Raw genomic sequence first — 23,401 nt, forward strand, 5'->3', positions numbered from 1 at the left:
CACACATAGAAAAAGACGATGCAGGTTCGCCGTTCCGGATCATGATCGTCGAGGCCGAACGGACGGGACGCAGGGCCGACCCTTGGTGACGACCTAAAAATCGGGCAGGGCACTGTCAACCAAACGGCAAGTGCATGGCATCGTGTATATGAAGTGCGCCTGATCGGGCCTGTACCGATGGCGATCTGCGGCGTTGCGTCACAACGCAGGATCTTGACGACAACATCGGCCTGCACATGTTGCCCAATCCGCTGCGCGTGGCGCCCGACGTGCCTGCGACGGAGGCCCTGCGCATTCTCAACGACAATGCCGTTTCGGTGCTTTTCGTGGTGGAAGGCGAAACGCTGGTGGGGATCGTTCACATCCACGATATCGTCAGGGCCGGCGCCGCCTGATAGGCAGGGGCATGTCTTTGCCATCCCCGGCCCTGATCGTTGTTCCCGCGCGATTCGGGTCCACGCGCCTGCCGGGCAAGCCGCTATTGCCGATCGCCGGGCGCACTTTGTTGCAACGGGTTCACGCGGTGGCCCGTTCTGCCGCGGCACTTGCCGGCGACTGCGCGGTGGTGGTGGCGACCGACCACCCCCGCATTGCCGATCATGCCTGCAATCTCGGGGCAAGCGTGGCGATGACCGATCCTGCGCTCGATTCGGGATCGTCCCGCGCTTTTGCCGCCGCGATGATGCAGCCCGCGCGGCCTGACCTGGTCATCAATCTGCAGGGCGATGCCCCGTTCGTGCCGCCCGCGGTGGTGGCCGGCCTGATCGGCGCGCTGCGCGCGGGCGGGGCCGAGGTGGCAACGCCGGTCTATCCGCTCGATTGGGCCGGTGTCGACCGCCTGCGCCAACACAAGCAGACCGCGCCGTTCAGCGGCACGACCTGCCTCCGCGACGGCGAGGGCCGCGCGCTGTGGTTTTCGAAATCGATCCTGCCGGCCATGCGCGACGAAGCCGGCCTGCGCGCGGCCGGGCCGCTGTCGCCGGTGTGGCAGCACCTGGGTCTTTACGGCTATCGCCTGTCGGCGCTGGAATGGTTCGCGCACGCGCCGCCAAGCTTTTACGAAAAGCTGGAAGGGCTTGAGCAGTTGCGCTTTCTCGAAGCCGGCCGCACGATCGCCACCATTGCCGTCGATCCGCCGCTGCACGCTTTATCGGGCATAGACACGCCGGCAGACCTGGCCCTGGCCGAAGCGGCGATCGCCCGTCATGGCGATCCGTTTCCGCAATGAGCGTGCGGGCTGCGCAGTTCGTGATCGTTCGCCATGGCAATACTTTTGCGCCGGGTGAAGCGCCCCGCCGCATCGGCGCGCGCACCGATCTGCCCCTGACCGTGGAAGGCGTACGCCAGGCCGTGGCGTTGGGCCGCCATTTTGCCGAGCGTGACTGGCATTTCGCACAGGTGCTGGTCTCGCCCTTGCGGCGCACTTGCGAGACAGCCGCGGCGATCATCGCGCACCAGCCGCCGGGAGCCGGCCTGGTTCCCCTATCGCGCGACTGGCTGCGCGAGGTCGATCATGGGCCGGACGAAAACCAGCGTGAAGACCGTGTGCTGGCGCGCATCGGCGCGCCCGCGCTTGCCGCGTGGGAGGAACGCGGCGTTCCGCCCCCGGGCTGGATCGTCGATGCACAGGCCCGCCTCGCGGCCTGGCGTACGTTTTTTGCCGAGGCCGCCGGCGGGATGACCTTGCTGGTCACGAGCAACGGCGCGGCCCGTTTTGCCGTGCTTGCCGTGGCGCAAGCCACTGCCGGCAAGCCGCTGAAGCTGGCGACGGGCGCCTATGGCGTGATCGCCCGCGACGCGACGGGCACGCTGCGGGTCGATGCGTGGGGCATGCGTCCATGACCGCCGTTCCGCTGCTGCGGGCGCCGCCTTTTCCGTGGGCGGACGCCAGCGTGGCGCAGCCTTTGCAGCCGGACGACCAGCCTGGCGACGCGGTGTCGCCTGCCGTTTTCGCCGCGATTCGTGCCGCGCGGGTTGGCGGCTGCTTCTGGGCACCCCCTGCCGATGGCGATGGTCCGATTTCGGCCCTGCTGCGCCCGGCGCACTCTGCCGAGGTCGACGGCCTTGCAGGGGAAGACGATGGCGCCGGGCTGTGGCTGGTGCCCGGGATGTCGTCCGCGTGGCGCACGGCCTTGGCGGGGCGGGCCGTGCAGCCTGCCGCTATCGATCCCTGGTCGGTGCTTGATCGTGCCCGCCTGGTGGTGGCGCATGGCGACGACGAATGGGTGGTGCTGGCCCGCATCGCCGGCTGCGCCGTGCGCGTGCTGTCGCCCGGCCGGTTCGGCGCGCCCGGCGATACGGCCGAAGCGCTCGACGCCAAGGCAGCGCAGGCGCTGGGCCGGGCGCGCTATCGCAACCCCTTTACCGGCGAGCCCGCCAGCCTTGGCGAAACGATCGACCTTCTGACAATATGGCGCACGGTCCTGGCCGCCAACCGGGGAATCGCCGTTGCCAGCGGCATGGCCTGGTGGAAGCGGGCCGAAATCGCGCGCTTCCTGTGGCATCCCGAACGCCGTCTGCGCTTTGCCCGCCGGCCGCTGCGCGCACTGGCCCTGGCGCGGCGGTCGGGCGGCGCGCTGGCCGTGTGGCCCTCGCGCGTTTCGCCCGCGCTTATCGACGGCGCGCGCCGGGCCGGTGTGCCGCTGGTGCGGGTGGAAGACGGTTTCGTCCGCTCGGTCGGCCTGGGGGTCGATCTCGTGCCGCCGAGTTCGGTGGTCGTCGATGCGCAGGGCATTCATTTCGATCCGGCCGGGCCGAGCGATCTGGAAACCATCCTGGCCGAAACGGCGTTTTCGCCACGCGTGGTCGATCGGGCAAGGCGCCTGCGCGAAACCATCGTTGCCGCCGGGATCAGCAAGTATGCCGCCGATGCTGCCCCCCCTGATGCCGCGACGGCCGTGCCGGCGCGCGCGGCGCCCGGCCGCCGCCTTGTCCTGGTGCCCGGCCAGGTGGAAGACGACATGTCGGTGCGGGCAGGGGGGCATGGTCTCGCTTCCAATCTCGAACTGGTGCGCCGGGCTCGGCTGGCGGAGCCGGATGCCGAAATATGGTTCCGGCCGCATCCCGATGTGGATGCCGGCCATCGCCGCGGCGCGGTTGCCGATGCCGCAGTGCTCGCGCATGCCGACCGCGTGGTGCGCGGCGATGGCATGGCCCCGCTGCTCGATGCCGTGGATGCCGTCCACGTGCTGACTTCGCTCGCCGGGTTTGAGGCGCTGTTGCGCGAGCGTGCGGTAACGTGCCACGGCACGCCGTTCTATGCCGGCTGGGGGCTGACCCGCGATATGGCACCCGTGCCAGAGCGGCGCGGCCGCATGCTGTCTCTCGATGCGCTGGTGGCGGGCGTCCTGATCCTTTACCCGCGTTATCTCGATCCGGTCACCGGCCTGCCTTGCCCGCCCGAAGTTCTGGTGAGCCGCATGGCGGCAGCCCGCGCGGTGAACCGCCTGCGCTGGATCGGGCCGTTGCGGCGCGTGCAGGGCAGGATCATGGCGGCCCTGCGATGACCCGGATCGTTCTCGACGTTTCACGCCTGATTTCGTGCATTCACTATTCCATGCCATCGACCGGGTGCCGTCGCCCGGCTTGAACGGCGCCGGCTCGGACCCGAGTGAATAGGCGCGCTCTGCAACTTCCGCATAGGGAAAGCCTTGAAAAGGTGGGGCAACGCCTGTCGCAGGTGGCGTTTTCCATTCGTCGCGGGTTTAGCACGGCAAAGCGGCGGATCGTGCAAAAAAAAGGGCCGGTCTTGCGACCGGCCCGGAAAGTTTGGGAGAGGATGCCTGAAAGGCCCGCTCTCTTTGCGCTAGGCGTGACTGTCTTACAAATGCGAATAACGAAGACTAAGTTGCATTTCATGCAATCGTGCCGTTTGTTTCGGTTGGTGCGGCAGATTTTTTGATAGCGTCGGTTGGCTGGAACGCGCAAAGCGAAACCATGATCGAAAATGCGGCATGGCCTAGCCTACGCCAGTTGCGTTATCTGGTGGCATTGGCCGATTATGGCAATTTCACGCGGGGCGCCGCTGCGATGGGCGTATCGCAGCCTTCGTTCTCGCAACAGATTCACCTGCTGGAAAGCCTGCTGGGCGGGGCCGTGGCCGAACGGCGTGGACGGATGATCCTTACCGCGCTGGGACGCGAAGCGGTGGTTCTGGCCCGGCGCGTTCTGGCCGAGGCGGAAGGATTTGCCGATCTGGCGCGGCGTCACCGCGAGGGCGAACTGGCCGGCACCTTGCGGCTCGGCGTTTCGCCGACCCTGGGGCCTTACATATTGCCCCAGCTGGTCGCGCGCCTGCATGCCACGCACCCCACGTTCAAAGTCCACGTGCGCGAAGGCATGCCCGATACGCTGCTGGAACAGCTGGCCGACGGGCGCCACGATACGGTGCTGATGCAGCTTCCGGTCAGCGATACGCGCTTTCACGTGGAGCGGCTGTTTCGTGAACCGATGTTTCTGGCCATGGCTGCCGACGATCCGATGACGGCCGTCCGCCAGGTCCGGCCCGAACACCTGGCGGGGCGCGGCCTGCTGACCATGCAGCCCGAATACCGGCTGAGCCAGCAGGTTGCCGCCCTGGCCGAACGCTGCGGTGCCTATGTCCTGCGCGATTACGAGGGCACCAGTCTTGATGCAGTGCGGCAAATGGCCGGTATGGGGATGGGGCTTGCCCTTTTGCCGGAACTCTATGTCCGCCAGGAAATTGCCGAAGGCGGCGATGTGGTGGTGCGGCCCTTTGCCGGGGGACGTCCTTATCGCGAGATCGGCATGCTCTGGCGCATCGGTGCGGGCCGTTCCAGCGACCTCATGCTCCTGGCCGAGACGTTGCGAAGCATTGCCGGACGATAGAAAAAACCTTTTATGTTGATAGGAAGCTACCTATTGGCGCGACGGCGCACGGCCGCCACCTACGGACAGCATTTCCACGCCCAGCAAGGATAACCCGTTCATGGATGACAGCGACCAGCACGCTTCTCATCACGGCGATAGCGCCGATGCCCATGGGCATCGCCTGACCATGCGCGATCTGCGCCGGTGGACAAGCCTGGTGTTGTCGCCCGACAAGGGCTTTATCCGCCTGGCACTGGTCTATGGCGCGGCGATTTCGCTGCTTTCGCTGGCCACGCCGATCTCGGTGCAGTTGCTGATCAACTCGGTCGCCAACATTGCCCTGGCGGCGCCGCTGTTCACGCTGGCGCTCGTGCTGTTCGCGCTCCTGCTGCTGGCCGGAACGCTGATGGCGCTGCGCGTGGCGATCATGGCGCGGTTCGAACAGCGGTTCTTTGCCCGGCTGGTGGCCGAAATCACCACGCGGGCCATTCATGCCCAGAACCCGTTCTTCGTCGATGCGCGGCGCGGCGATCTGTTCAACCGCTTTTTCGACATGGGCAATGTGCAGAAATCGCTGACAAGCCTGGTCATCGGCGGGTTTACGATCGTGCTGCAAAGCCTGGTAGGGCTGGTGGTGACCAGTTTCTATCACCCCTTTTTCCTGGCGTTCAACGTGGTGCTGGTGACGAGCGTGCTGGTCATCTGGCGGGCCTGGCTGCTGCCTTCGCTCAACAGCGCTGTGGCCAAGAGCCATGCCAAGTACGGTGTCGCGCATTGGCTTGAGAGCCTGGGCGCATCCAACGGTTTCTACAAATCGGGCCGCCACATCAGCTTTGCCATCGACCGCAGCGAAGCGATGACCGCAAAGTATGTGGGCACGCATGAGCGCCATTTCCGCCACACTTTCAGCCAGACGGTCTGCCTGCTTATACTTTACGCCATGGCGAGCGCCGGGCTTTTGGCGATGGGTGGCTGGCTGATCCTGCAGGGCGAATTGTCGATCGGTCAGCTGGTGGCGGCCGAACTGATCCTCTCGGGCGTGTTCTACGGGATTGCGCAGCTCGGCGGCTATCTCGAAGTGTTCTATGAACTGAGCGCCGGGCTCGAAGAACTGTCGCTGTTCTGGGACGTGCCGCAGGAAGCGCCCCCCGCTCTCGACGCTCCGGCCCTGCCGCACGGGGCGATCCGTTTCCAGGGCGTGGTCTGGGGACAATACCGGCTTGATTTCGCGATCGAAAGCGGGGAGCAGGTGGGCGTGTTGACGGCGCCCGGGATGGAGCGCTGCATTGCCACCCTGCTCAAGCGCCTGGTCACGCCCGACCGCGGCATGGTGCGCGTGGGCGGCGCGGATCTCGGCAGTTTCGACATGGTGCGCCTGCGTGCCGACGTGATCGTGCTGGACCGGCCGACGATCGTGGAAATGACCGTGCGCGATTATCTGCGCCTCGCCGGGTCCGGCGGGGCCGATCGCCATGGCGGGGCAATGCTCGATGCCTTGGCGCTGGTGGGGCTGGAAGAGCGTATCGGCGCACTGCCGGCCGGCCTCGACACCATGCTGTCAAGCTCGGGCTGGCCGCTTTCGGTGGGCGATACGATGCTGCTCAAGCTGGCCGGTGCGATTCTGGCGTCGCCCCGGGTCCTCATGCTGTCCCCGCTGTACGATATGCTGGAGCCAGAGCGCCTGCGGCGCGTTCTCGATGCGCTGCGCCCGCATGGCACCACCGTCCTGCATTTCACCGGCCGGCCCGAAGGGCTGGCGTATGATGCCTGGCTGCATCTGGGCGAAACCGTGCAGACCCGCAGCGCCGTGGCGCCCGTCGCCGGACAGGAGGATTGAGCCGTGGCCAGCCATGCTGACGTGATGACGCGCTTTCCCACGCTTTCCCGCTTGCGGGCGCCCCGCACGGCGGTGGCCGTGGGCTGGATGATCGGCATTGCCATTCCCATTATCGTGCTGGGCCTGCTGCTGATTCCTTGGGTCCAGACCGCGCCGGGCACGGGGCAGGTCATCGCGCTCGATCCGGCAGACCGCGTGCAGCAGGTCACGGCCCTGGTGCCGGGCCGGGTGGAGCAATGGTACGTTACCGACGGGCAGAGCGTGAAAGCCGGCGATCCGATCGCTCGGGTGGTCGACAACGATCCCGGCCTGCTCGAACGTCTCGCCGCCGAGCGGGCGCAGGTGGTGGCGCAGATCGCCGCCAGCCAGCAGGCCATGGCCGTCGCCCGCATCGATGTGGGCCGCTCCGCCCAGTTGCTGGCCGATGGCCTCGCCGCGCGGCGGGATTTTGAAAATGCGCAGATCAAGCTTGCCGAACATGGCGCCAAGCTGGCCGAGGCGCGCGCCAAGCTCAGCCGCGTGGACATTGCCCGTACCCGCCAGTCCGCGCAGTTGGTGCGGGCGCCGCGTGACGGGCGGATCCAGTCGCTCAACACGGCCGCCGGCGCCACGCTGGTCAGTGCCGGTGACTGGCTTGCCACGATCGCGCCCGATCGCACGGTGCGCGTGGTCGAATTGATGGTCGACGGGCGTGACGTTTCGCTGGTGCGCGTGGGGCAACCGGTGCGGCTGCATTTCGAAGGCTGGCCGGCAATCCAGTTCAGCGGCTGGCCCTCGGTGGCCCAGGGCATGTTCGACGGGCGCGTGCGCAGCATCGATCCCTCGGCGCAGGCCAGCGGCCTGTTCCGCGTGCTGGTGGAACCCATGCCCGGAAAGCCGGCCTGGCCCGACGATCGCTTTACCCGGCTGGGATCGCGCGTGCGCGGCTGGATCCAGATGGAAACGGTTGCCGTCGGCTATGAACTCTGGCGCCAGCTCAACGATTTCCCGCTGGAATTCCAGCGCCCGGTGGAAACCGGCCCGCGCAAGGGGGCCGGCAAGGGCCTTGCCGACAAGGACAAGGAAAAGAAGGCCAACGACGACAAGGACGCCGGCAAGGACGGGGAGGAAGAAAAGTGATCCGTGCCCTGGTCGTCGCGCTGGCGCTGCTGGTTGGCCAGCGCGCCGTGGCGGCCGAACTTTCGCTTGATGCCGTGCTGCGGGCATCGGCCCGGCACCAGCCGCTCGTGCTGGAAGCCATGGCCCGTCAGCGTGCCGCCGATGCCCGCACCCTGGCCGCCCAGGGCCTGTTCGACATGGTGTTCGATGCCGATGTTCAGGCCAAGCCCCTGGGCTATTACGACAATGCCACCGCCGATGTCAGCGTGACGCAACCGCTGACCAACAATGGTGGACAGGTCTACGGCGGCTATCGCGTGTCGACCGGGCGCTTTGCCGATTACGATGGCGAGAAAGTGACCAACAGGCTGGGCGAAGTGCGCGCGGGGGCGATCTTTGCCCTGCTGCGCGGCAGGCTGGTGGACGAGCGGCGCACCCGCATGGCCCAGGCCCAGGCCGACGCCGATATTGCCGGTCTTGACCAGGTGCTGGTGGCGATCGGCGTGCAGCGGCGCGCGGCCGACGCCTATCAGCAATGGGTGGCGGCGGGCCTGCGCATGCGGACGTACCGCGATCTGCTGGCGCTGGCACGCGAGCGACAGGCCTCGATCGAGCGGCAGGTGCAACTAGGCGCGCGGCCGGCGATTCTGGCCGTGGAAAACCGCCAGAACATCGTGCGCCGCGAATCGCTGCTGGTTCGCGCGGAGCAGGATCTGGCGGTGGCCGCGCAGGCGCTGTCGATGTTCTGGCGCGATGATCTGGGCCAGCCCGTGGTCGCCACGGCCGACGATCTACCAACCGCTTTCCCGTCCGGCATAACCCCGCGCCTGACCGACGATGCCACTGTTCTGGCCACCCGGCCCGATCTCCAGATCCTGATGACCCGCGCCCAGCAGGTGCAACTGCGCAGCGCGCTGGCCACTAACGATCTGCTGCCAAAGCTCGATCTGAAGGTCGAGGCGTCGAAGGATATTGGCAGCGGCAGCTTTACGCGCACACCCGGCGTGGTGGCCTTCGGCTTGCGCTTTTCGGTGCCGTTGCAACAGCGCGCCGCGCGTGGACGCCTGGCCGAGGCGCAGGCCGATGCCGACGCGCTCGATCATCGCTTGCGCCTGACCGAACAGCAGATCACCGTCGATCTTGCCAATCTGCGCCTGCAGGTGACGGGGGCGGAACGCCTGGCTGCGCTGGCCGGTGACGAAGCCCAGCTGGCCCGCCGCATGGCCGAGGCCGAGCGCCGTCGGTTCGGCCTGGGCGCCAGCGACTTCCTGGTGGTCAACCTGCGTGAGGAAGCGGCGGCCGATGCGCAGATCCGCCAGATCGACGCGCAATTCCGCGACGCAGCGGCGCGCGCGGAACTCGCCGCGAGCCTGATGGACACGGGCAGCCTGGGCCTGGAATGAGCCGGCAACCGGCGGGCCATCGATGTGTCAGGACGTCAGGATGCGCACCGGCACGCCCTTGGCGGCCGGCGTTTCCGACTGTTGATCGTGATGCCAGAGCGGGATGAGCGGGTTCATTTCGGGATAGTAGGCGCCGATGCATCCGCGCGGCAGCAGGAACGGCGTAATGGTCAGCCCGTCAACCTGGCGGCGCACGCCATCGTCGGCATCTGTTGAAAGGGATACGACCTGCCCGTTCGCCAGTCCTGCGGCCGCGATGTCTTCGGGATTCATGAGTACCACGTCGCGCCTGCCTTCGATCCCGCGCAGCCGGTCCGAATAGCCATATATCGTGGTGTTGAACTGGTCGTTCGACCGTAGGGTCATCAAGCGGTACCGCCCTTCGGCGGGCGCAAATCCGACCGCGGTCATCGTCTCTGGCACAGTGAAGCCGGCCTTGCCGCTTTCGGTTTTCCACACCCGTTCGCGCGCGGCATTGCCACGGTAAAAGCCACCGGGCGTGAAGACGCGCGCGTTGAATTCAGGAAACTGCTCGGGATAGGTCTCCTCGATGCAATCGCGGATCGTCGCATAGTCGGCAGTCCAGGCATCCCACGTGACTTTGGGGTTCGGCGCCAGCGTTGCCTTGGCCATGCCGGCCACGATGGCCACTTCGCTCAACAGGTGCGGCGACGCCGGCCTGTTCCTGCCAAGCGAGCCGTGGATGCACGACAGCGAATCCTCCATGGTCACGGCCTGCACGCCGCTTTCCTGCCGGTCTTCCTCCGAACGTCCGAGGCAAGGGAGAAGATAGGCGATCTCGCCATTGACCAGATGGCTGCGATTCAGCCTGGTCGCGATCTGGACAGTCAGGCGCAGGTTCTGCCAGGCTGCTTCCATCGCGCCCTGCTCGGGGATAGCGCGCAGGAAATTTCCGCCCAGGCCGATAAAGGCCCTGACTTTGCCCGAAACGATCTGCCGGCACGCTTCGACCGTGTTCATGCCCTGTTCGCGCGGCGGCTCGAACCCGTATTGCCTGGCAAGCTTGTCGAGCGGGACAAGCTCGGGCTTTTCGGAAATGCCGACCGTGCGCTGGCCCTGCACGTTGGAATGGCCGCGCACGGGCGAAATGCCGGTGCCGTCGCGGCCGATATTGCCCTTTAGCAGCCACAGGTTGGTAAGCGCGGCAATATTTTCGAACCCGTGGACCTGCTGGGTAAGGCCCATGCCGTACATCGCGATCGCGCGCCTGGCCTCGATATAGATCTGCGCCGCCTGTGCCAGATCGGCCCGCGCCAAGCCGCTTTCGCGCTCGATCTCGTCCCAGCTCGTCGCCTCGACATGGGCTTTCAGCGCGTCGAAACCCTCGGTGTGCTGGCTGATGAAATCGACATCGAGAACATGCAACCTGCCCTTTGCCCATGCCTGCTTCTCGGCGGCGAGCACATGCTTGATCAGGCCGGTGATCGCGGCGATGTCGCCGCCCGTCTTCACCTGCAGATGGAGCGTCGCGATCTCCGTTTCCCTGGACGTGAGCATTTCGGCCGGGCTTTGCGGATTCTTGAAAACTTCCAGCCCCTTTTCGCGGATCGGGTTGAAACTGACGATTTTCACCCCGCGCCTGACCGCCTCCTGCAACGGGTGAAGCAGGCGCGGGCTGTTCGAGCCGGTATTCTGCCCGAATATGAAAATCGCGTCGCACAGGTGGAAATCCGAAAGCACGCAGGTTCCGACCGGTGAACCGATCAGCTTTTTGAGCGCCACCGACGTGGTCTCGTGGCACATGTTGGAGCTGTCGGGCAGATTGTTGTGCCCATACAGACGGGCAAAAAGCGCATAGAGATAGCTCGTTTCCAGGCTCGCCCGGCCTGATGTGTAGAATACCGCCGCGCCGGGATCGATAGATTTTAGTTCGGCCCCGATCGCGGCGAACGCTTCGCTCCAATCGCAGCGAACGTAGGTATCCGATGCCCGATCATAGCGCATGGGATGGGTCAGGCGGCCGAGCTGTTCGAGATCATGATCCTTCCACGTCCTGAGTTCGCGCAGCGTAAGCTTCCCCAGCACCTCGGGCGTGCAGCGCCGGCTGGTCAGTTCCCACAGCGTCGCCTTGGCGCCGTTCTCACAGAATTCGAACGCATGGGGGGCGGCCGGCTTGGTCCAGGCGCACGAGACACACATGAACCCTTTGACTTTGTTCTGGCGTCGCAGCGTGTCGAGCGCGGCGGGCGTGGGCTTCTCCCGCCAGCCTATTTCCGCCATGCCGCGCAGTGAGCCCCATCCGCCCGCGGCCCCGTCGTAATGAACGGTATCGTCGTCCTGCGCCGTGCCCGTCACCACAGGTATTCGCGATAGCGTTTGAAACAGCGCGCACCGCAGTTGAGGCGCATCAGGGCGCCTTCCGCAATGGCGATGGCGAGCGCGGGATTCTCCACGAGCGAGGGACGCAGTGCCTGGCGGTTCCAGTCCGCGCTGTGCTTGACGTCGAGCACGGCGTGGAGATCGAAGTAGCGGCGCTCGCTTTCGCTCAGGCCGATACGTCGCAGGCCCTGGGCCACCATGGCCGATCGGCCTGGCGCCGTCAGTTCGATGACCCCGAGCGCACCAACCGAATGCCAGGCGTAAAGCCGGTTGGTTGCCATCGCCGTCATCGCATTGGCCAGGGCAAGACTTTCCCAGACGGTCTTTTCGATCCGGGGATCGACGCCCAGCGTCCTGACCAGGCGATCGAGCATCGGGCCGTGCATGCCCCGGGCATTGCCGCGGCCCATCTCGTCCCAATAGTTGCGCGCCAGTTCGAGCTTGGCTGGAACCGGCAGTTTCACTTGCGTATAGGCCACCAGATCGTCGAAGCCGGCCTCGCCTGCAGCTTCCTGTTCGAAGAACCAGCACAGCTCCTCGCGCGTGGCCTGTTCGGCCAGCCAGGGAAACAACGGGTCGCCCTGACCAGGGCCCGTCGCTTTCAGATCTTCGAACCAGGCGATGAACCCGTCCGGGTCGCTGGGCACGCGCATGGCCTCATCGCGCACTTCGGCGCGCAGTTCCTCCAAGAACCCGATCTCGAGCCGGTGCATGCGGGTGTCACGGTCCTGCACCGCGCTCCAGTCGCTTGGCGGCAAGCCAGGGGCAAGCCGGTCGTGGTTCCAGTGGGCAAGCCCCTGCTGGAAACGGTCGTTGAGGAAGGGCGATGCGCCGGTCGAGGCGCGCATGTTGAATAGAGTAGCCATGTTCTGAAAACGAGAGTGACTATCAGGAGTTCCTGCGATCGCCTGCCCAAGAGTGAAGCACCGGTTGCATCGGCGGTCGCATCGGCAGCCCCGGCATGTCTCCCGACGCGCCAGCGGGCATACCAGCAGTGGCATTTTTGCGCCGAGGCGAAGCGCTTGCGGCTATCGTCGCGCTAGGCGGCGTGGAGTTCTGCCGGGGCTGCCGGCCAGTCGCCATCGGCCAGCGGCGGAAGCGTTTCGAACCAGTCGCGGGATTGCCGCAACCGCAGCCCGTTGCCGGCAAAGTAAAGCTCGGCCCGTTCCACTGCCCGCAGGACCTCGCCGATCCCGCCGACACTGCCGGATGCGACGACGACATAACTGATCCGGCCGTCTTCGCAGGCAAAGAGCGCTTCGACTGCCTTGCCGATCGCCTCGCCGTCTGCGGCAGCCACCGGCGCTCCGGCGATGCCGGTGGCGGTAAACAGCGTGGGATAGGGGGATCGACGGCTGGCCTCTGTGGCGGACTTGCCGCCATCTTCATAAGCACGCTGCTTGCCGAGCCAGCGCCAGATTCCCATCAGATTGACCAGCGTCAGAAAGCCGTTGGTAACCAGAAGGTTGGTCTGGCCGGAGGCAAATCCGACCATCGACCATGCGATCGAGCCCACCGTAAAGACAACAAAGCCCCAGCCGGTAACCCGCGCGCCGAGATTGGCGGCGGTCATCATCGCGGCGATCGTCGTGGCTATGGGGGCAATCCAGCCTGCAATGTCTTCCAAGCGGCAGCTCCATCGTCAGAAAGCGGAAACATCGTCAGAAAGCGGAAACCGGACAACGCATGGGCCTGGCTTTGGTGTCGCGGCAAGCGCGGCCTCTCGCCAGGTTGCGCCGGACCTCCTGTCGATGCCCTTCCGTTGTTGCGAGTCGTTCGCTTGGAACCGGTTTCGTGCCTCTGCCATTCTTCCGCCACAAGCACTGCCTGCAGTTTTCCCTCGTTTCCAAGGACCGTTCCGATGGCCGATGCAACCTTTACCGATGCGATCGCTCTTCTCAAAGCCGATCACCGCAAAGTCGAGGATCTGTTCGAACAGTTCGAGAATGCCAAATCGCCAAGCGCCAAGAAAAAGCTGGCGCAGCAGATTTGCCTCGAACTGAAAGTCCATACCTTGATCGAGGAAGAAATTTTCTATCCTGCCTTCCGTGGCAAGATCGAGGACGACACGCTTGACGAAGCCTATGTCGAACATGACGGTGCCAAGGTGCTGATCAACGATATCGAGGCTGGATCACCCGACGACGATTTCTTCGACGCCAAGGTGACGGTGCTGGCCGAGGAGATCAAGCATCACGTCAAGGAAGAAGAAGGGCGCGGCGACGGCATGTTCGGCCAGTGCCGCAAGGCCGATGTCGATCTCGTCGCGCTGCGCGACCTGATGCTGGTGCGCAAGCAGGAACTGCTGGCCCAGGCCAAGGCGGGCGCCTTGCCGCCCGCCAAGCCCACCGCCGTCAGGCTGCAGCCGGTCTGAAGCCGATCGAGGGCTGGCAGGGCAGGCATGTCCTGCCGGCCCTTTTCGTTCGCCAGTTCATGCGCATTTGCCGGTCGATGCCATAACGACCTCGCGACATCGGCCGCACGGAATTATTCGCCTGTCTTTTTGTGCGCAGATCTATCCACACAGGGGCCGCCCGCTGCCCACTTCCAGGTGCAGGTGATCGCGGTGTGCCGCGTTGTAATCGGGGCTCAACACCGTGTTGAAGCGTTTGCACGCGCTGGTATGCACGGCGCGCAGAAACGCGCGGATCTGCGGGTCTTCGTCCTGCCAGTCGTGCAGCACCGTCAGGCGACGGCCATTGGCAAGGACGAACCCGGATATGTCGATCGCATTGGCCGTGGCGTGGGCCGAGCGGCGCGCGGTGCCGGCCACGTTGCGGCAGTTGTAGCTGCCCATCGTTTCGATTTTCGCCAGCGGGCTGCCCAGAATCTGCTGCGCGGCACGATCCACGCCAAACCGTGCCCAGCCTTGCAGGGCATTGGCGAGGGGGCAGGTTACCGGCCCGGCGTTCGCCAGAGCAAGTTGCGCGGAGTCGCTGCGCAGGTAAGCCAGGCGCACGCTGCCCATCGTACTGCATCCCGCGCCGTAATATTGGTCGGGCACGGGCACATAGGCAATGGCATTCTGACGCAGCGAAAGCATGCAGGCCCGCGTGGCGGCGGCTGAGGGCGCCGACTGCACCACCGGGCGCGAACCCATCCGCGTCGTGCGGCGCGGGGCATCCTGCGTGCCGACACAGCCGGCCAGGACAACCGCCGGCAGCATGGCCCAGGCCAGAAGAGCGTGTTGTGCCATAGGATTAACGTCGCGCAGTCTTGGTTACTATGCGGTAAAATGAAAAGCGCGCAAACAGGGGCGTCAGCCCATTTTGCGACGAACCGCCGCGCGCCCATGCAATCATCGCGGATTGACAAGCCTGCCCCTGCCCTTATGAGCGGCGCCGGGCCACGCGGTCCCAACGCCGCGCGTGCTCTCTGTAAGGAGAGTCTACATGACTGTTGGTATTCCCGCCGCAAAGCCGGCGCGTCCTTTCTTTTCCTCGGGTCCGTGCGCCAAGCCGCCAGGATATTCCCTCGACAAGATCGCCACCGAATCACTCGGCCGCTCGCACCGTGCCAAGATCGGCAAGGCACGCCTGCAACTGGCGATCGACCTGATGCGCGAAGTGCTGCAACTGCCCGCCACGCACCGCATCGGCATCGTGCCCGGATCGGATACCGGCGCGTTCGAAATGGCGATGTGGACAATGCTCGGCGCTCGCGGTGTGACCACGCTGGCCTGGGAAAGCTTTGGCGAAGGCTGGGTTACCGACGCGGTCAAGCAACTCAAGCTTGAGCCGACAGTGCTGCGCGCCGATTACGGCCAGCTTCCCGACCTTGCGAAAGTCGATTTTGCCGATGACGTGCTGTTCACCTGGAACGGCACCACCAGCGGCGTGCGCGTGCCGGACGGCGAATGGATCCCCGACGATCGCCAGGGACTGACCTTTGCCGATGCCACCAGCGCGGTCTTTGCCTATGACATTCCTTGGGACAAGATCGACGTTGCCACGTTCTCGTGGCAGAAAGTGCTGGGCGGCGAAGGCGCGCACGGGGTGCTGATCCTCGGCCCGCGCGCGGTTGAGCGCCTCGAAACCTACACGCCGTCCTGGCCGCTGCCCAAGGTGTTCCGCCTCGTGTCCAAAGGCAAGCTGGCCGAAGGCGTGTTCAAGGGCGAAACTATCAACACGCCGTCGATGCTGGCGGTGGAAGACGCGATCTTCGCCCTGGAATGGGCCAGGTCGGTGGGCGGTCTCGAAGGCCTCAAGGCGCGCTGCGCGGCCAATGCCCATGCGCTCGACAAGATCGTGGCCGAGCGTCCATGGCTGGGCCATCTGGCGGTCGACAGCGGCATCCGCTCGCGCACGTCGGTCTGCCTTACCGTCGCAGGCGCCGATGCCGATTTCATCAAGGCATTCGCCGGCCTGCTGGAAAAGGAAGGCGCGGCCTATGACATCGCCGGCTATCGCGATGCCCCGGCGGGCCTGCGCATCTGGTGCGGCGCCACGGTCGATGCGGCCGACATCACGGCACTCGGTCCCTGGCTCGACTGGGCCTATGCCCGACTGACTGCCCCGGCCGACGCCTGATCTGCAACCCGTTACCCCGGACTTGATCCGGGGTCCCGCTTTTTCATCACGGTATCAAGCGTGCCCGAGAAGCGGGATGCCGGACCAGGTCCGGCATGACGGAGGAATGAATCGCCTGTTCCCATTCCTGCCGGACCGCCGGCGCGCGCTGCCGTTGCGCAGCGTTCCCAAGGAGCCAAGACCATGACCAAGCCCAAGGTTCTCATTTCCGACAAGATGGACCCCAACGCCGCCCGCATTTTCGAAGAGCGCGGCTGCGACGTGGATGTGATCACCGGCAAGACACCCGATGAATTGAAAGCGATCATCGGCCAGTACGATGGCCTGGCGATCCGTTCGTCCACCAAGGTGACGAAGGACATTCTCGAGGCCGCCACCAATCTAAAGGTCGTCGGCCGCGCCGGCATCGGGGTCGACAACGTGGATATTCCCGCGGCCTCGGCAAAGGGCGTCGTGGTGATGAACACTCCGTTCGGCAATTCCATCACCACGGCCGAACATGCCATCGCGCTGATGTTCGCATTGGCTCGCCAGCTACCCGAGGCAGACGCTTCCACCCAGGCCGGCAAGTGGGAAAAGAACCGCTTCATGGGCGTGGAAGTGACCGGCAAGACGCTGGGCCTGATCGGCGCGGGCAACATCGGCTCGATCGTCGCCAGCCGGGCGCTGGGCCTCAAGATGAAAGTCGTGGCGTTCGATCCGTTTCTCACGCCCGAACGCGCGGTGGAAATCGGCGTCGAAAAGGCCGATCTCGATACGCTGCTGGCCAAGGCGGACTTCATCACGCTGCACACTCCGCTGACCGATCAGACCCGCAACATCCTTTCGGCGGAAAACCTTGCCAAGACCAAGAAGGGCGTGCGCATCGTCAACTGCGCGCGCGGCGGCCTGATCGATGAAGCCGCGCTCAAGGACCTGCTCGATTCCGGCCATATCGCCGGCGCCGCGCTCGACGTGTTCGAAACCGAACCGGCCAAGGACAGCCCGCTGTTCGGCACGCCCAATTTCATCTGCACCCCGCACCTGGGCGCCTCGACCACCGAAGCGCAGGTCAACGTGGCCTTGCAGGTGGCCGAACAGATGGCCGATTATCTCGTTACCGGCGGCGTTACCAACGCGCTCAACATGCCCTCGCTCTCGGCCGAAGAGGCGCCCAAGCTCAAGCCCTACATGGCGCTGGCCGAAAAGCTGGGCACGCTGGTGGGCCAACTGGCGCACGACAATCTCGACAAGATCGCCATCGAGGTGGAAGGCGCCGCCGCCCAGCTCAACCAGAAGCCGATCACCGCGGCCGTGCTGACCGGGGTGATGAAGCAGTATTCGGCCACGGTGAACATGGTCAACGCGCCGTTCCTGGCCAAGGAGCGCGGGCTCGACGTGCGCGAAGTGCGTCACGATCGCGAAGGCGAATACCGCACGCTGGTGCGCGTGACCGTTTCCACCAGCCAGGGTGATCGCTCGGTTGCCGGCACCTTGTTCGGCAACGGCCAGCCGCGCCTCGTCGAAATCTTCGGCATCGGTATCGAGGCCGATCTCGATGGCGACATGCTCTATATCGTCAATACCGACGCACCCGGCTTCATCGGCTCGATCGGCACGCTTCTGGGCGAATCCGGCATCAATATCGGCACGTTCCACCTGGGCCGGCGCGAAGCCGGTGGCGAAGCGGTGCTGCTGCTTTCGATCGATAGCCCGGTGAACGAGGCCGTGCTCTCCGCCGCGCGCGATATCCAGGGCGTGCGCGTGATCAAGGCGCTCAAGTTCTGATCGGTTCGGGCCGGTCCTGAAAGGCGGCAAGGGCGGCGCTGCATGGCGCCGCCCTTGTTTTTTCACGATTTGCGCTTGAATTCCCGCATTGTCAGCGGGTTTTCCGGAATGCTGAATTTCACGGTTTCGCGATTTGCGCTGCATGCCGGGCCGTTGGCCGGGCGGTAGCTGGCCTGATAGCGTGCCGTTGCCAGCACGGACCGGGCCGCCTCATCGAACACGAACGGCGGATAGGCGGCCACGGAACGCAGGGATGCGGGACGGCCATCGGCCAGGATGTCGTACTCGGTCTGCACCCATCCTTCGAAACCCCAACGTGAGGCTTCGAGCGGAAACTGCACGCCGCTGTTGTTTACGCGCTGCAAGGCCGGCTTGGGGCCGATCAATGCGCATTGTTCCTCAGTCAGGCCCGTGGTTGCGAACAGACGCTGTGCCTCATCGAGAAGCCCTTGCTGGGCAGCATCGTTGGCCAGACGCAGCAGCGCGTATTGGCGCAAGGGGTGACCGGCCGGTAGCCGTTCATCATCGGCCACCTGGCGCAACATGGCATTGACGTTCGCGCGGTCTTCGCTGCGCGGCGCCAGGGGAATGCCCAGCAGCAGGGCGCTATTGCGCGCCAGCGGATCGCGGGCAATGGCCGCGTCCTGCGCCAAAGCGATCGTTGCCGGACGGCTTGATGCGTTGCTCTGGCTACGGCGTACTGCTTTCCTTGCGGCTGCCTGCTCGCGCTTTGCCGTCAAAATCACGAGGGCGCCATTGCGCACGCCGGGCGGCAAATCGCCCTCTTGGGCCAAAGCGAGGCCGCGATCGATCGAGGCGAGAACATCGTGGGTGGCCCGCAGGTCGACATCGGCCAGGCCCAGCCGCGCGGCAAGTTCCGCGGCCTTGTCCCCGCGTTGCCGGGCAGCGTCGGCCGCGGCCAGCCATGCCGGCCAGCCGGCATCATCTGGCAGGCGGGTCGACAAGGTGCCACGCCAGGCGGCCAGCGTATCCAGCAGCGGGGCCGACGGCGAAAGGCCTCCATTGCCCTTGCTGCAACGCAGTTCCACCCGCGCGGTCGCGCGAAAGAACGCGGGCAGCTTGGCGGCATCTTCCGGGCGCCACTGCCAATCGGCAACCGCGCGGGCAAAGGCGCTGGCCTTGGCATAGTTACCCGTCGCGTAGACCGGCTGGGCAGCGGTCACGTTGCCTTGGGTGTTGATCGCGAATTGCACCACGGCAACGTCATCGGGGGTAAGGCCGGTTTCCGTCCCGCACATCGGCAGGTCCATCCTCGCCGCCACGGCAAACGGCGATCCGGCCACATGGCCGGCTCCCGAATAGGCCATGTAGCGGCGGGCCTCCTCGGCCTGGTGATCGAGCAGGGCCGCCTGGGCCAGATCCTGGCGCAACGCCGAATCCTGGCCCGTGACGGTCGAACGTTGCAGTCCTCCGGTCAGGCGCAAGGCCGTCTGCAATTCTTCTCTGGCCTCCTTGATCTTGCCCTGATTCAACAAGGTGCGCCCGATCAGCACATGCCAGATGACCAGAAGATCGTTGTCCGGCTTTGGGTCGGCCAATGTCAGTTTGAGGCCCTCGTTCGCCGCTTCTATTGCCTGCCCATCCCCGTCGAAGGCGGTGATCATGGCCAGATTATGAAGGGCACGAAGGCGTTCGCTTCCGGTGGTGAGCGCAAGAGCCGCGCGGAAATGGGCAAGCGCGCTGTCACGATCCCAGCGTGCGGCGGCCTGCTGCCCCAGCAGAACCTCGCCATTGGCGATCACCGCGGGAACTTGCGCCGCATAACGGCCCAGATCGGCTAGGGCAGCGGCCAGCACCGGCTCGCCCTCTTCCTCGCGGTCGCTGTGGATAAGACAGGTGCCGCGCCGCGCGGCGACGACCAGCGCGGGCAGGCTTCCCGGTTTCATGCGGCTGTCTGCCGCCAGTGCTTCGAGCATGGGTAGCGCCTTGTCGCACTGGCCTGCTTCGACAGCGTCACCTGCGGCATCGAACCGCTGTTGCATTGTCGGCTGGGCCGGTCCCGGCGCCGCGGCGCTTGCCCGCTGCTGCGCCAGTACGGGGGTGCCGAGCGCAGTGGCCAGAAGAAGACCGGCTGTCCACGCCCGCATCGGCTATCTCCAGATTTACAATGGCGTCGCGGTTTAATATTAAATAGGCATGCGGGGGCTGTCCAACACGGCTGTTGGAACCCGTGTTTCGGTGTTGCCAACTGTCGTTGGCCTGCTGCTTTTGCTCGGATGCGCCCTAGGGCAAGCAGCGGCCGCACCGGCGGACGAGAGCGCCCCGCCACGCCGCATCGTGCTGCTCGGTGCCCACTGGTGCGCGCCCTGCATGGCGGAATATGACAACCTGCCCGCGCTGGTTCGCGCCGCCGCACCCGATCGGGTAGTCCTGGCTTGGCTCGACCGGCCAATTGCCGCGCCCGCAGGTCTGCAGGGCCGCGTCGAAACGATGCCGCCGGCCGCGGCAAGGCAACTGGCGCTGCGCCATCTTGACGGGGGTTTCGGGATTCCCATCGCCGTGCTGGTTCCGACTGGCGGATGCCCGCCGTGGCGCGGCCCGCTCCGGCCGCAGGATCTATCCCTGTGGAAGTCCGCCTGCCAGCAGGGCTCGCCTTGAAGCAAAACCTTTGCAAACGGAACCTTTGCGCCGCGCGATCCGTTGCCACGCCATGACCACCCCAGCCATGACCACCCCAGCCAGAACCGCCCGGGCCAAAGCCACCTTTGCATGGCCTGCGTTGCTTTTTCCGCTCTGGCAGCAGCAGATGATGCTGGGCGGCGAAGCGGCGCTGGTCATCGCGCGACGGCTGTGGTTGTTCGCGCTGCTGGATCCGCGCGCCGAGGCGGAGAGCCGGCGCATGGTCACCGAAAAGATCGCCGCCTTGGGCGAGGTCTGGCGGGACCTGGCGCTGGCCCCCTGGCGCGATCTGGGCCAGCAATCGCCGCCGCAATCGTCGCAGGCTGCGGCGCAGCGCGCCATGCGGATCTATCGGCGCAAAGTGCGCGCCAATCTGCGCCGCCTTTCACGCGCAAAACAAACGCCGCGCTGAAAAGAAAAAGGGGCAGCCCGAAGGCCGCCCCCTGATGTATATCGCCATCTTCGTGGCGCGTTGGGCCGTTACCAGTTCACGCCGAGGCGGGCATAGAGGAAGCGCCCGTTGAAGCCGAACGGCGAGAAGAACGGAAAGGCGACGCCCCCGTTGGTGGCCAGCAGATTGGCGGGCACCTTGTCGGGATAGATATCCAGCAGGTTGTTGGCGCCCACGCTGATCGTGGCCTTGTCCAGCAGCCGATAGCGCAGTTCCAGATCAGCAATGGCCCGCCGTCCGGTCTGGAAATCGCCCGATGGGGTGGCCGCCGGCTGGGTCACGTTGCCATAATAGGTCACGCGGGCCGTCGCCCCCAGCTTGCCACGCGACCAGTCCACCGTGCCGACGACCTTTTCGCCCGGATTGCCGTTGGTGATGGTCACGATGCGCTGGCGGGCGAACAGCACCGTGCTGCCGTTGCTCGTGGGAAAGCTGTCGACGCTGACGTCGTTGACGTTTCCGGCCACGGTCAGATCGAAGATGCCCATTTTGCCGGCATCGTGGCGGTAGTGCGCCACGGCGTCGATCCCCCTGGTGGTCGTGCGGATGCCGTTGATAAAGAACCGCGCCGCCGAGACGTCATACTGCGCGGCGTCCTGTGCCGACAGCGCAAGATTTTCCGAAAGGCCAAGGCCATCGCGAATGCGGATCAGGTATCCGTCCACCGTCAGGTCGAACCCGCCCAGGCGGACGACCGTACCGGCTGAAAAGTTGACCGACTTTTCCGGGCGCAGCGGCTGCCCGCCCAGCGACCGGCCGATCTGGCTGGTTGACGGGAACGTACCGGTTTCGACGATGTTGCTCCCCACCAGAACCGAGGAGGTCGAGGTGAAGTACTGCTGCTGCAGCGAGGGCGCGCGGAAGCCGGTCGAAACCGTGCCGCGCAGCGCGAACCACCTGGCGAGGTCGGCGCGGGCCGAGAACTTGCCGGTGGCGATGTCGCCGAAATCGGAATAGTGCTCGCCGCGCACGGCCGCGCCGATCGTCAAAACGCTGGGCAGTTTCGCTTCCAGATCGAGATAGGCGGCATTGCTGACCCGGTTCACCCGCAGCGCGTTGGTCGGCTGGAGGCCGGGAAAGCCCTGGGCCCCGCCGGCGAGGACCGACGGCGCACCCTCGACGCGGATGTATGACGCTTCTTCGCCGGCATTGATGCGATAGCCTTCGCGTCGGCCTTCCACGCCCCAGGCGACGTTCAGGCTGGTGCCGCCCAGTTGATAGGCGCGCGCCGCGTCGATGCCGCCCACCCACTGGTCATAGATCAGCGCCCCGCTGTAGAAATCGGTGGGTGAGGAAGCGCCCAGCGTCGCATTGATCGAATTGCGAGTGCGGAAATCGAGCCGGTTGCGGCCATAGGACAGCTTGATCGTGGCATCCCATTCGCCCCACTTGCCCTTGAGCCCGGTGGTGGCGGTCAGGTCTTTCGAACGGATGTTGATCTTCGGCAGGAAGCCGTCGGGATAGACCGAAGGGACGTTGTTCACATTCGTGGGCTGGCGGGCAAAGGCCGCGCTGGTGCTGTCGCGGAACTGGTATCCGCCGAACAGGAACGCGCTCCACCCGCTATCGCCGAGCGGCAACGAGGAATTGATATAGCCGGTGCCCTGCTGCACTTTGGGATCGCCGATGCGCGAGCGCACCACCGCCGGCGTTGCCCGGATGTCGAGGTCGGAGCGACCGGTGGACAGGCGATTGAGAAACTCGCCGGTCACTGTCAGGAAACCGCCATTGTTGCCAAGCTTCAGGCCCTGCCAGGCGCTGACTGTCAGCGTGTCGCCATCGGTGATGTGGCGCGCGGACCGGGCGCCGTTGAACTGCGTGTCATAAAGGCCATAGCTCACCAGCGCGCCGCCGCCGTGATCGGCCTCGCGCAGGCGCATGTTGACGACGCCGGCAATGGCATCGGAACCATATTGGGCCGAAGCCCCGTCGCGCAGCACTTCGACCGACGACAGAGCCAGGGTGGGAATGGTGTTGAGATCGACCGCGGCCGAGCCCCGGCCTACCGACCCGTTGACGTTGACCAGCGCCGAGGCATGCGCGCGCACCCCGTTGATCAGCACCAGGGTCTGATCCGGTGAAAGGCCGCGCAGCGTCGCTGGGCGGATCGAGTCCGTACCGTCGGTGCCCGAAGGCCGCGGAAAGTTGACGGAGGGCGCGACATTGGCGATCGCCTGGGCCAGTTCGGTCGTGCCCTGGCGGTTGAGCGCTTCGAACGGAAGAACGTCGACCGGCGAGACAGTATCGAGCTTGGTGCGGTTCTGGGCGCGGGTGCCGGTGACGACGATCTGGTTGTCAAGCTCCGGGCTGGCGGCCGCTTCGTCGGCCGCGCGCGCGGGCTGGATGGTGGCGAGCGGCAGCGCCAGAGTAGCGCCGGCCAGATAGGCAAAACGTTTGGTCGTGATCATGCGAGACCCCTCATTACGAACGGTTGCGCTGCAATTTCTGTTGGTTAGGGCACAGCAGCGTTGCCGGCGTCTAGAAACGGAAACGCGCGTTCGACAAT

At 65.6% G+C, this 23,401-nt stretch carries 19 protein-coding genes; 13 read left to right on the top strand and 6 right to left on the bottom strand.

Going from position 1 to position 23,401, the window contains the following annotated elements:
- Nucleotides 1-236: 236 nt before the first annotated feature.
- The 8 genes from AC3EDY_RS11310 to AC3EDY_RS11345 all read left to right on the top strand — a co-directional run bounded on the left by AC3EDY_RS11310 (nt 237) and on the right by AC3EDY_RS11345 (nt 9,168).
- Nucleotides 237-395 (top strand): CBS domain-containing protein, encoded by a 159-nt coding sequence (locus AC3EDY_RS11310; protein WP_488572597.1) that lies wholly within the window; start codon nt 237-239, stop codon nt 393-395.
- A gap of 11 nt (nt 396-406) precedes the next feature.
- Nucleotides 407-1,228: a 3-deoxy-manno-octulosonate cytidylyltransferase gene (locus AC3EDY_RS11315; RefSeq protein WP_488572598.1), complete on the top strand. Its 822-nt coding sequence runs from the start codon at nt 407-409 to the stop codon at nt 1,226-1,228.
- Nucleotides 1,225-1,842: a histidine phosphatase family protein gene (locus AC3EDY_RS11320; protein ID WP_488572599.1), complete on the top strand. Its 618-nt coding sequence runs from the start codon at nt 1,225-1,227 to the stop codon at nt 1,840-1,842. Before AC3EDY_RS11315 ends, AC3EDY_RS11320 begins: the two co-directional genes overlap by 4 nt.
- Complete coding sequence (locus AC3EDY_RS11325; protein ID WP_488572600.1) at nt 1,839-3,506, top strand: capsular polysaccharide export protein, LipB/KpsS family; 1,668 nt, start codon at nt 1,839-1,841, stop codon at nt 3,504-3,506. Before AC3EDY_RS11320 ends, AC3EDY_RS11325 begins: the two co-directional genes overlap by 4 nt.
- 430 nt (nt 3,507-3,936) lie before the next feature.
- A complete protein-coding gene (locus tag AC3EDY_RS11330; protein WP_488572601.1) occupies nt 3,937-4,848 on the top strand; it encodes a LysR substrate-binding domain-containing protein in 912 nt (303 codons plus the stop codon).
- A 100-nt stretch (nt 4,849-4,948) separates the two neighbouring features.
- Nucleotides 4,949-6,667 (top strand): ABC transporter transmembrane domain-containing protein, encoded by a 1,719-nt coding sequence (locus AC3EDY_RS11335; protein WP_488572602.1) that lies wholly within the window; start codon nt 4,949-4,951, stop codon nt 6,665-6,667.
- Between the two features lie 24 nt (nt 6,668-6,691).
- Complete coding sequence (locus AC3EDY_RS11340; protein ID WP_488572677.1) at nt 6,692-7,786, top strand: efflux RND transporter periplasmic adaptor subunit; 1,095 nt, start codon at nt 6,692-6,694, stop codon at nt 7,784-7,786.
- Nucleotides 7,783-9,168, top strand: coding sequence for a TolC family protein (locus AC3EDY_RS11345; RefSeq protein WP_488572603.1), 1,386 nt, complete (start codon nt 7,783-7,785; stop codon nt 9,166-9,168). The genes AC3EDY_RS11340 and AC3EDY_RS11345 overlap by 4 nt, the downstream gene beginning before the upstream one ends.
- Nucleotides 9,169-9,195: 27 nt before the next feature.
- Here AC3EDY_RS11345 and AC3EDY_RS11350 read toward each other — a convergent pair whose 3' ends face one another.
- The 3 genes from AC3EDY_RS11350 to AC3EDY_RS11360 all read right to left on the bottom strand — a co-directional run bounded on the left by AC3EDY_RS11350 (nt 9,196) and on the right by AC3EDY_RS11360 (nt 13,084).
- The gene (locus AC3EDY_RS11350; protein ID WP_488572604.1) at nt 9,196-11,484 is read right to left on the bottom strand and encodes an FdhF/YdeP family oxidoreductase; all 2,289 of its coding nucleotides are present in this window, start codon (nt 11,482-11,484) and stop codon (nt 9,196-9,198) included.
- Nucleotides 11,481-12,374 (bottom strand): iron-containing redox enzyme family protein, encoded by an 894-nt coding sequence (locus AC3EDY_RS11355; protein WP_488572605.1) that lies wholly within the window; start codon nt 12,372-12,374, stop codon nt 11,481-11,483. The genes AC3EDY_RS11350 and AC3EDY_RS11355 overlap by 4 nt, the downstream gene beginning before the upstream one ends.
- 173 nt (nt 12,375-12,547) lie before the next feature.
- Complete coding sequence (locus AC3EDY_RS11360; RefSeq protein ID WP_488572678.1) at nt 12,548-13,084, bottom strand: PRC-barrel domain-containing protein; 537 nt, start codon at nt 13,082-13,084, stop codon at nt 12,548-12,550.
- Nucleotides 13,085-13,369: 285 nt separating this feature from the next.
- Between AC3EDY_RS11360 and AC3EDY_RS11365 the strand changes: the two genes are divergently transcribed.
- The gene (locus AC3EDY_RS11365) at nt 13,370-13,882 is read left to right on the top strand and encodes a hemerythrin domain-containing protein (RefSeq protein WP_488572606.1); all 513 of its coding nucleotides are present in this window, start codon (nt 13,370-13,372) and stop codon (nt 13,880-13,882) included.
- Nucleotides 13,883-14,023: 141 nt separating this feature from the next.
- Here the strand turns inward: AC3EDY_RS11365 and AC3EDY_RS11370 are convergent, their stop codons facing one another.
- Complete coding sequence (locus AC3EDY_RS11370; RefSeq protein WP_488572607.1) at nt 14,024-14,704, bottom strand: extensin family protein; 681 nt, start codon at nt 14,702-14,704, stop codon at nt 14,024-14,026.
- A gap of 196 nt (nt 14,705-14,900) precedes the next feature.
- On the opposite strand from AC3EDY_RS11370, the gene AC3EDY_RS11375 reads away from it, so the two are divergent.
- On the top strand, nt 14,901-16,037 hold the full coding sequence (locus tag AC3EDY_RS11375) for a phosphoserine transaminase (RefSeq protein ID WP_488572608.1): 1,137 nt from the start codon (nt 14,901-14,903) through the stop codon (nt 16,035-16,037).
- 183 nt (nt 16,038-16,220) lie between these two features.
- On the top strand, nt 16,221-17,804 hold the full coding sequence (serA, locus tag AC3EDY_RS11380) for a phosphoglycerate dehydrogenase (protein ID WP_488572609.1): 1,584 nt from the start codon (nt 16,221-16,223) through the stop codon (nt 17,802-17,804).
- 62 nt (nt 17,805-17,866) lie between these two features.
- Here the strand turns inward: serA and AC3EDY_RS11385 are convergent, their stop codons facing one another.
- The gene (locus AC3EDY_RS11385) at nt 17,867-19,912 is read right to left on the bottom strand and encodes an energy transducer TonB (RefSeq protein ID WP_488572610.1); all 2,046 of its coding nucleotides are present in this window, start codon (nt 19,910-19,912) and stop codon (nt 17,867-17,869) included.
- A 49-nt stretch (nt 19,913-19,961) separates the two neighbouring features.
- Between AC3EDY_RS11385 and AC3EDY_RS11390 the strand changes: the two genes are divergently transcribed.
- Nucleotides 19,962-20,423, top strand: a complete 462-nt coding sequence (locus AC3EDY_RS11390; protein ID WP_488572611.1) for a hypothetical protein — start codon at nt 19,962-19,964, stop codon at nt 20,421-20,423.
- A 25-nt stretch (nt 20,424-20,448) separates the two neighbouring features.
- Nucleotides 20,449-20,856 (top strand): hypothetical protein, encoded by a 408-nt coding sequence (locus AC3EDY_RS11395; RefSeq protein WP_488572612.1) that lies wholly within the window; start codon nt 20,449-20,451, stop codon nt 20,854-20,856.
- 68 nt (nt 20,857-20,924) lie between these two features.
- Here the strand turns inward: AC3EDY_RS11395 and AC3EDY_RS11400 are convergent, their stop codons facing one another.
- Nucleotides 20,925-23,303 (bottom strand): TonB-dependent receptor plug domain-containing protein, encoded by a 2,379-nt coding sequence (locus AC3EDY_RS11400; RefSeq protein ID WP_488572613.1) that lies wholly within the window; start codon nt 23,301-23,303, stop codon nt 20,925-20,927.
- Nucleotides 23,304-23,401: the final 98 nt, after the last annotated feature.

The organism is Novosphingobium sp. DS6-6 (genome assembly GCF_057784975.1).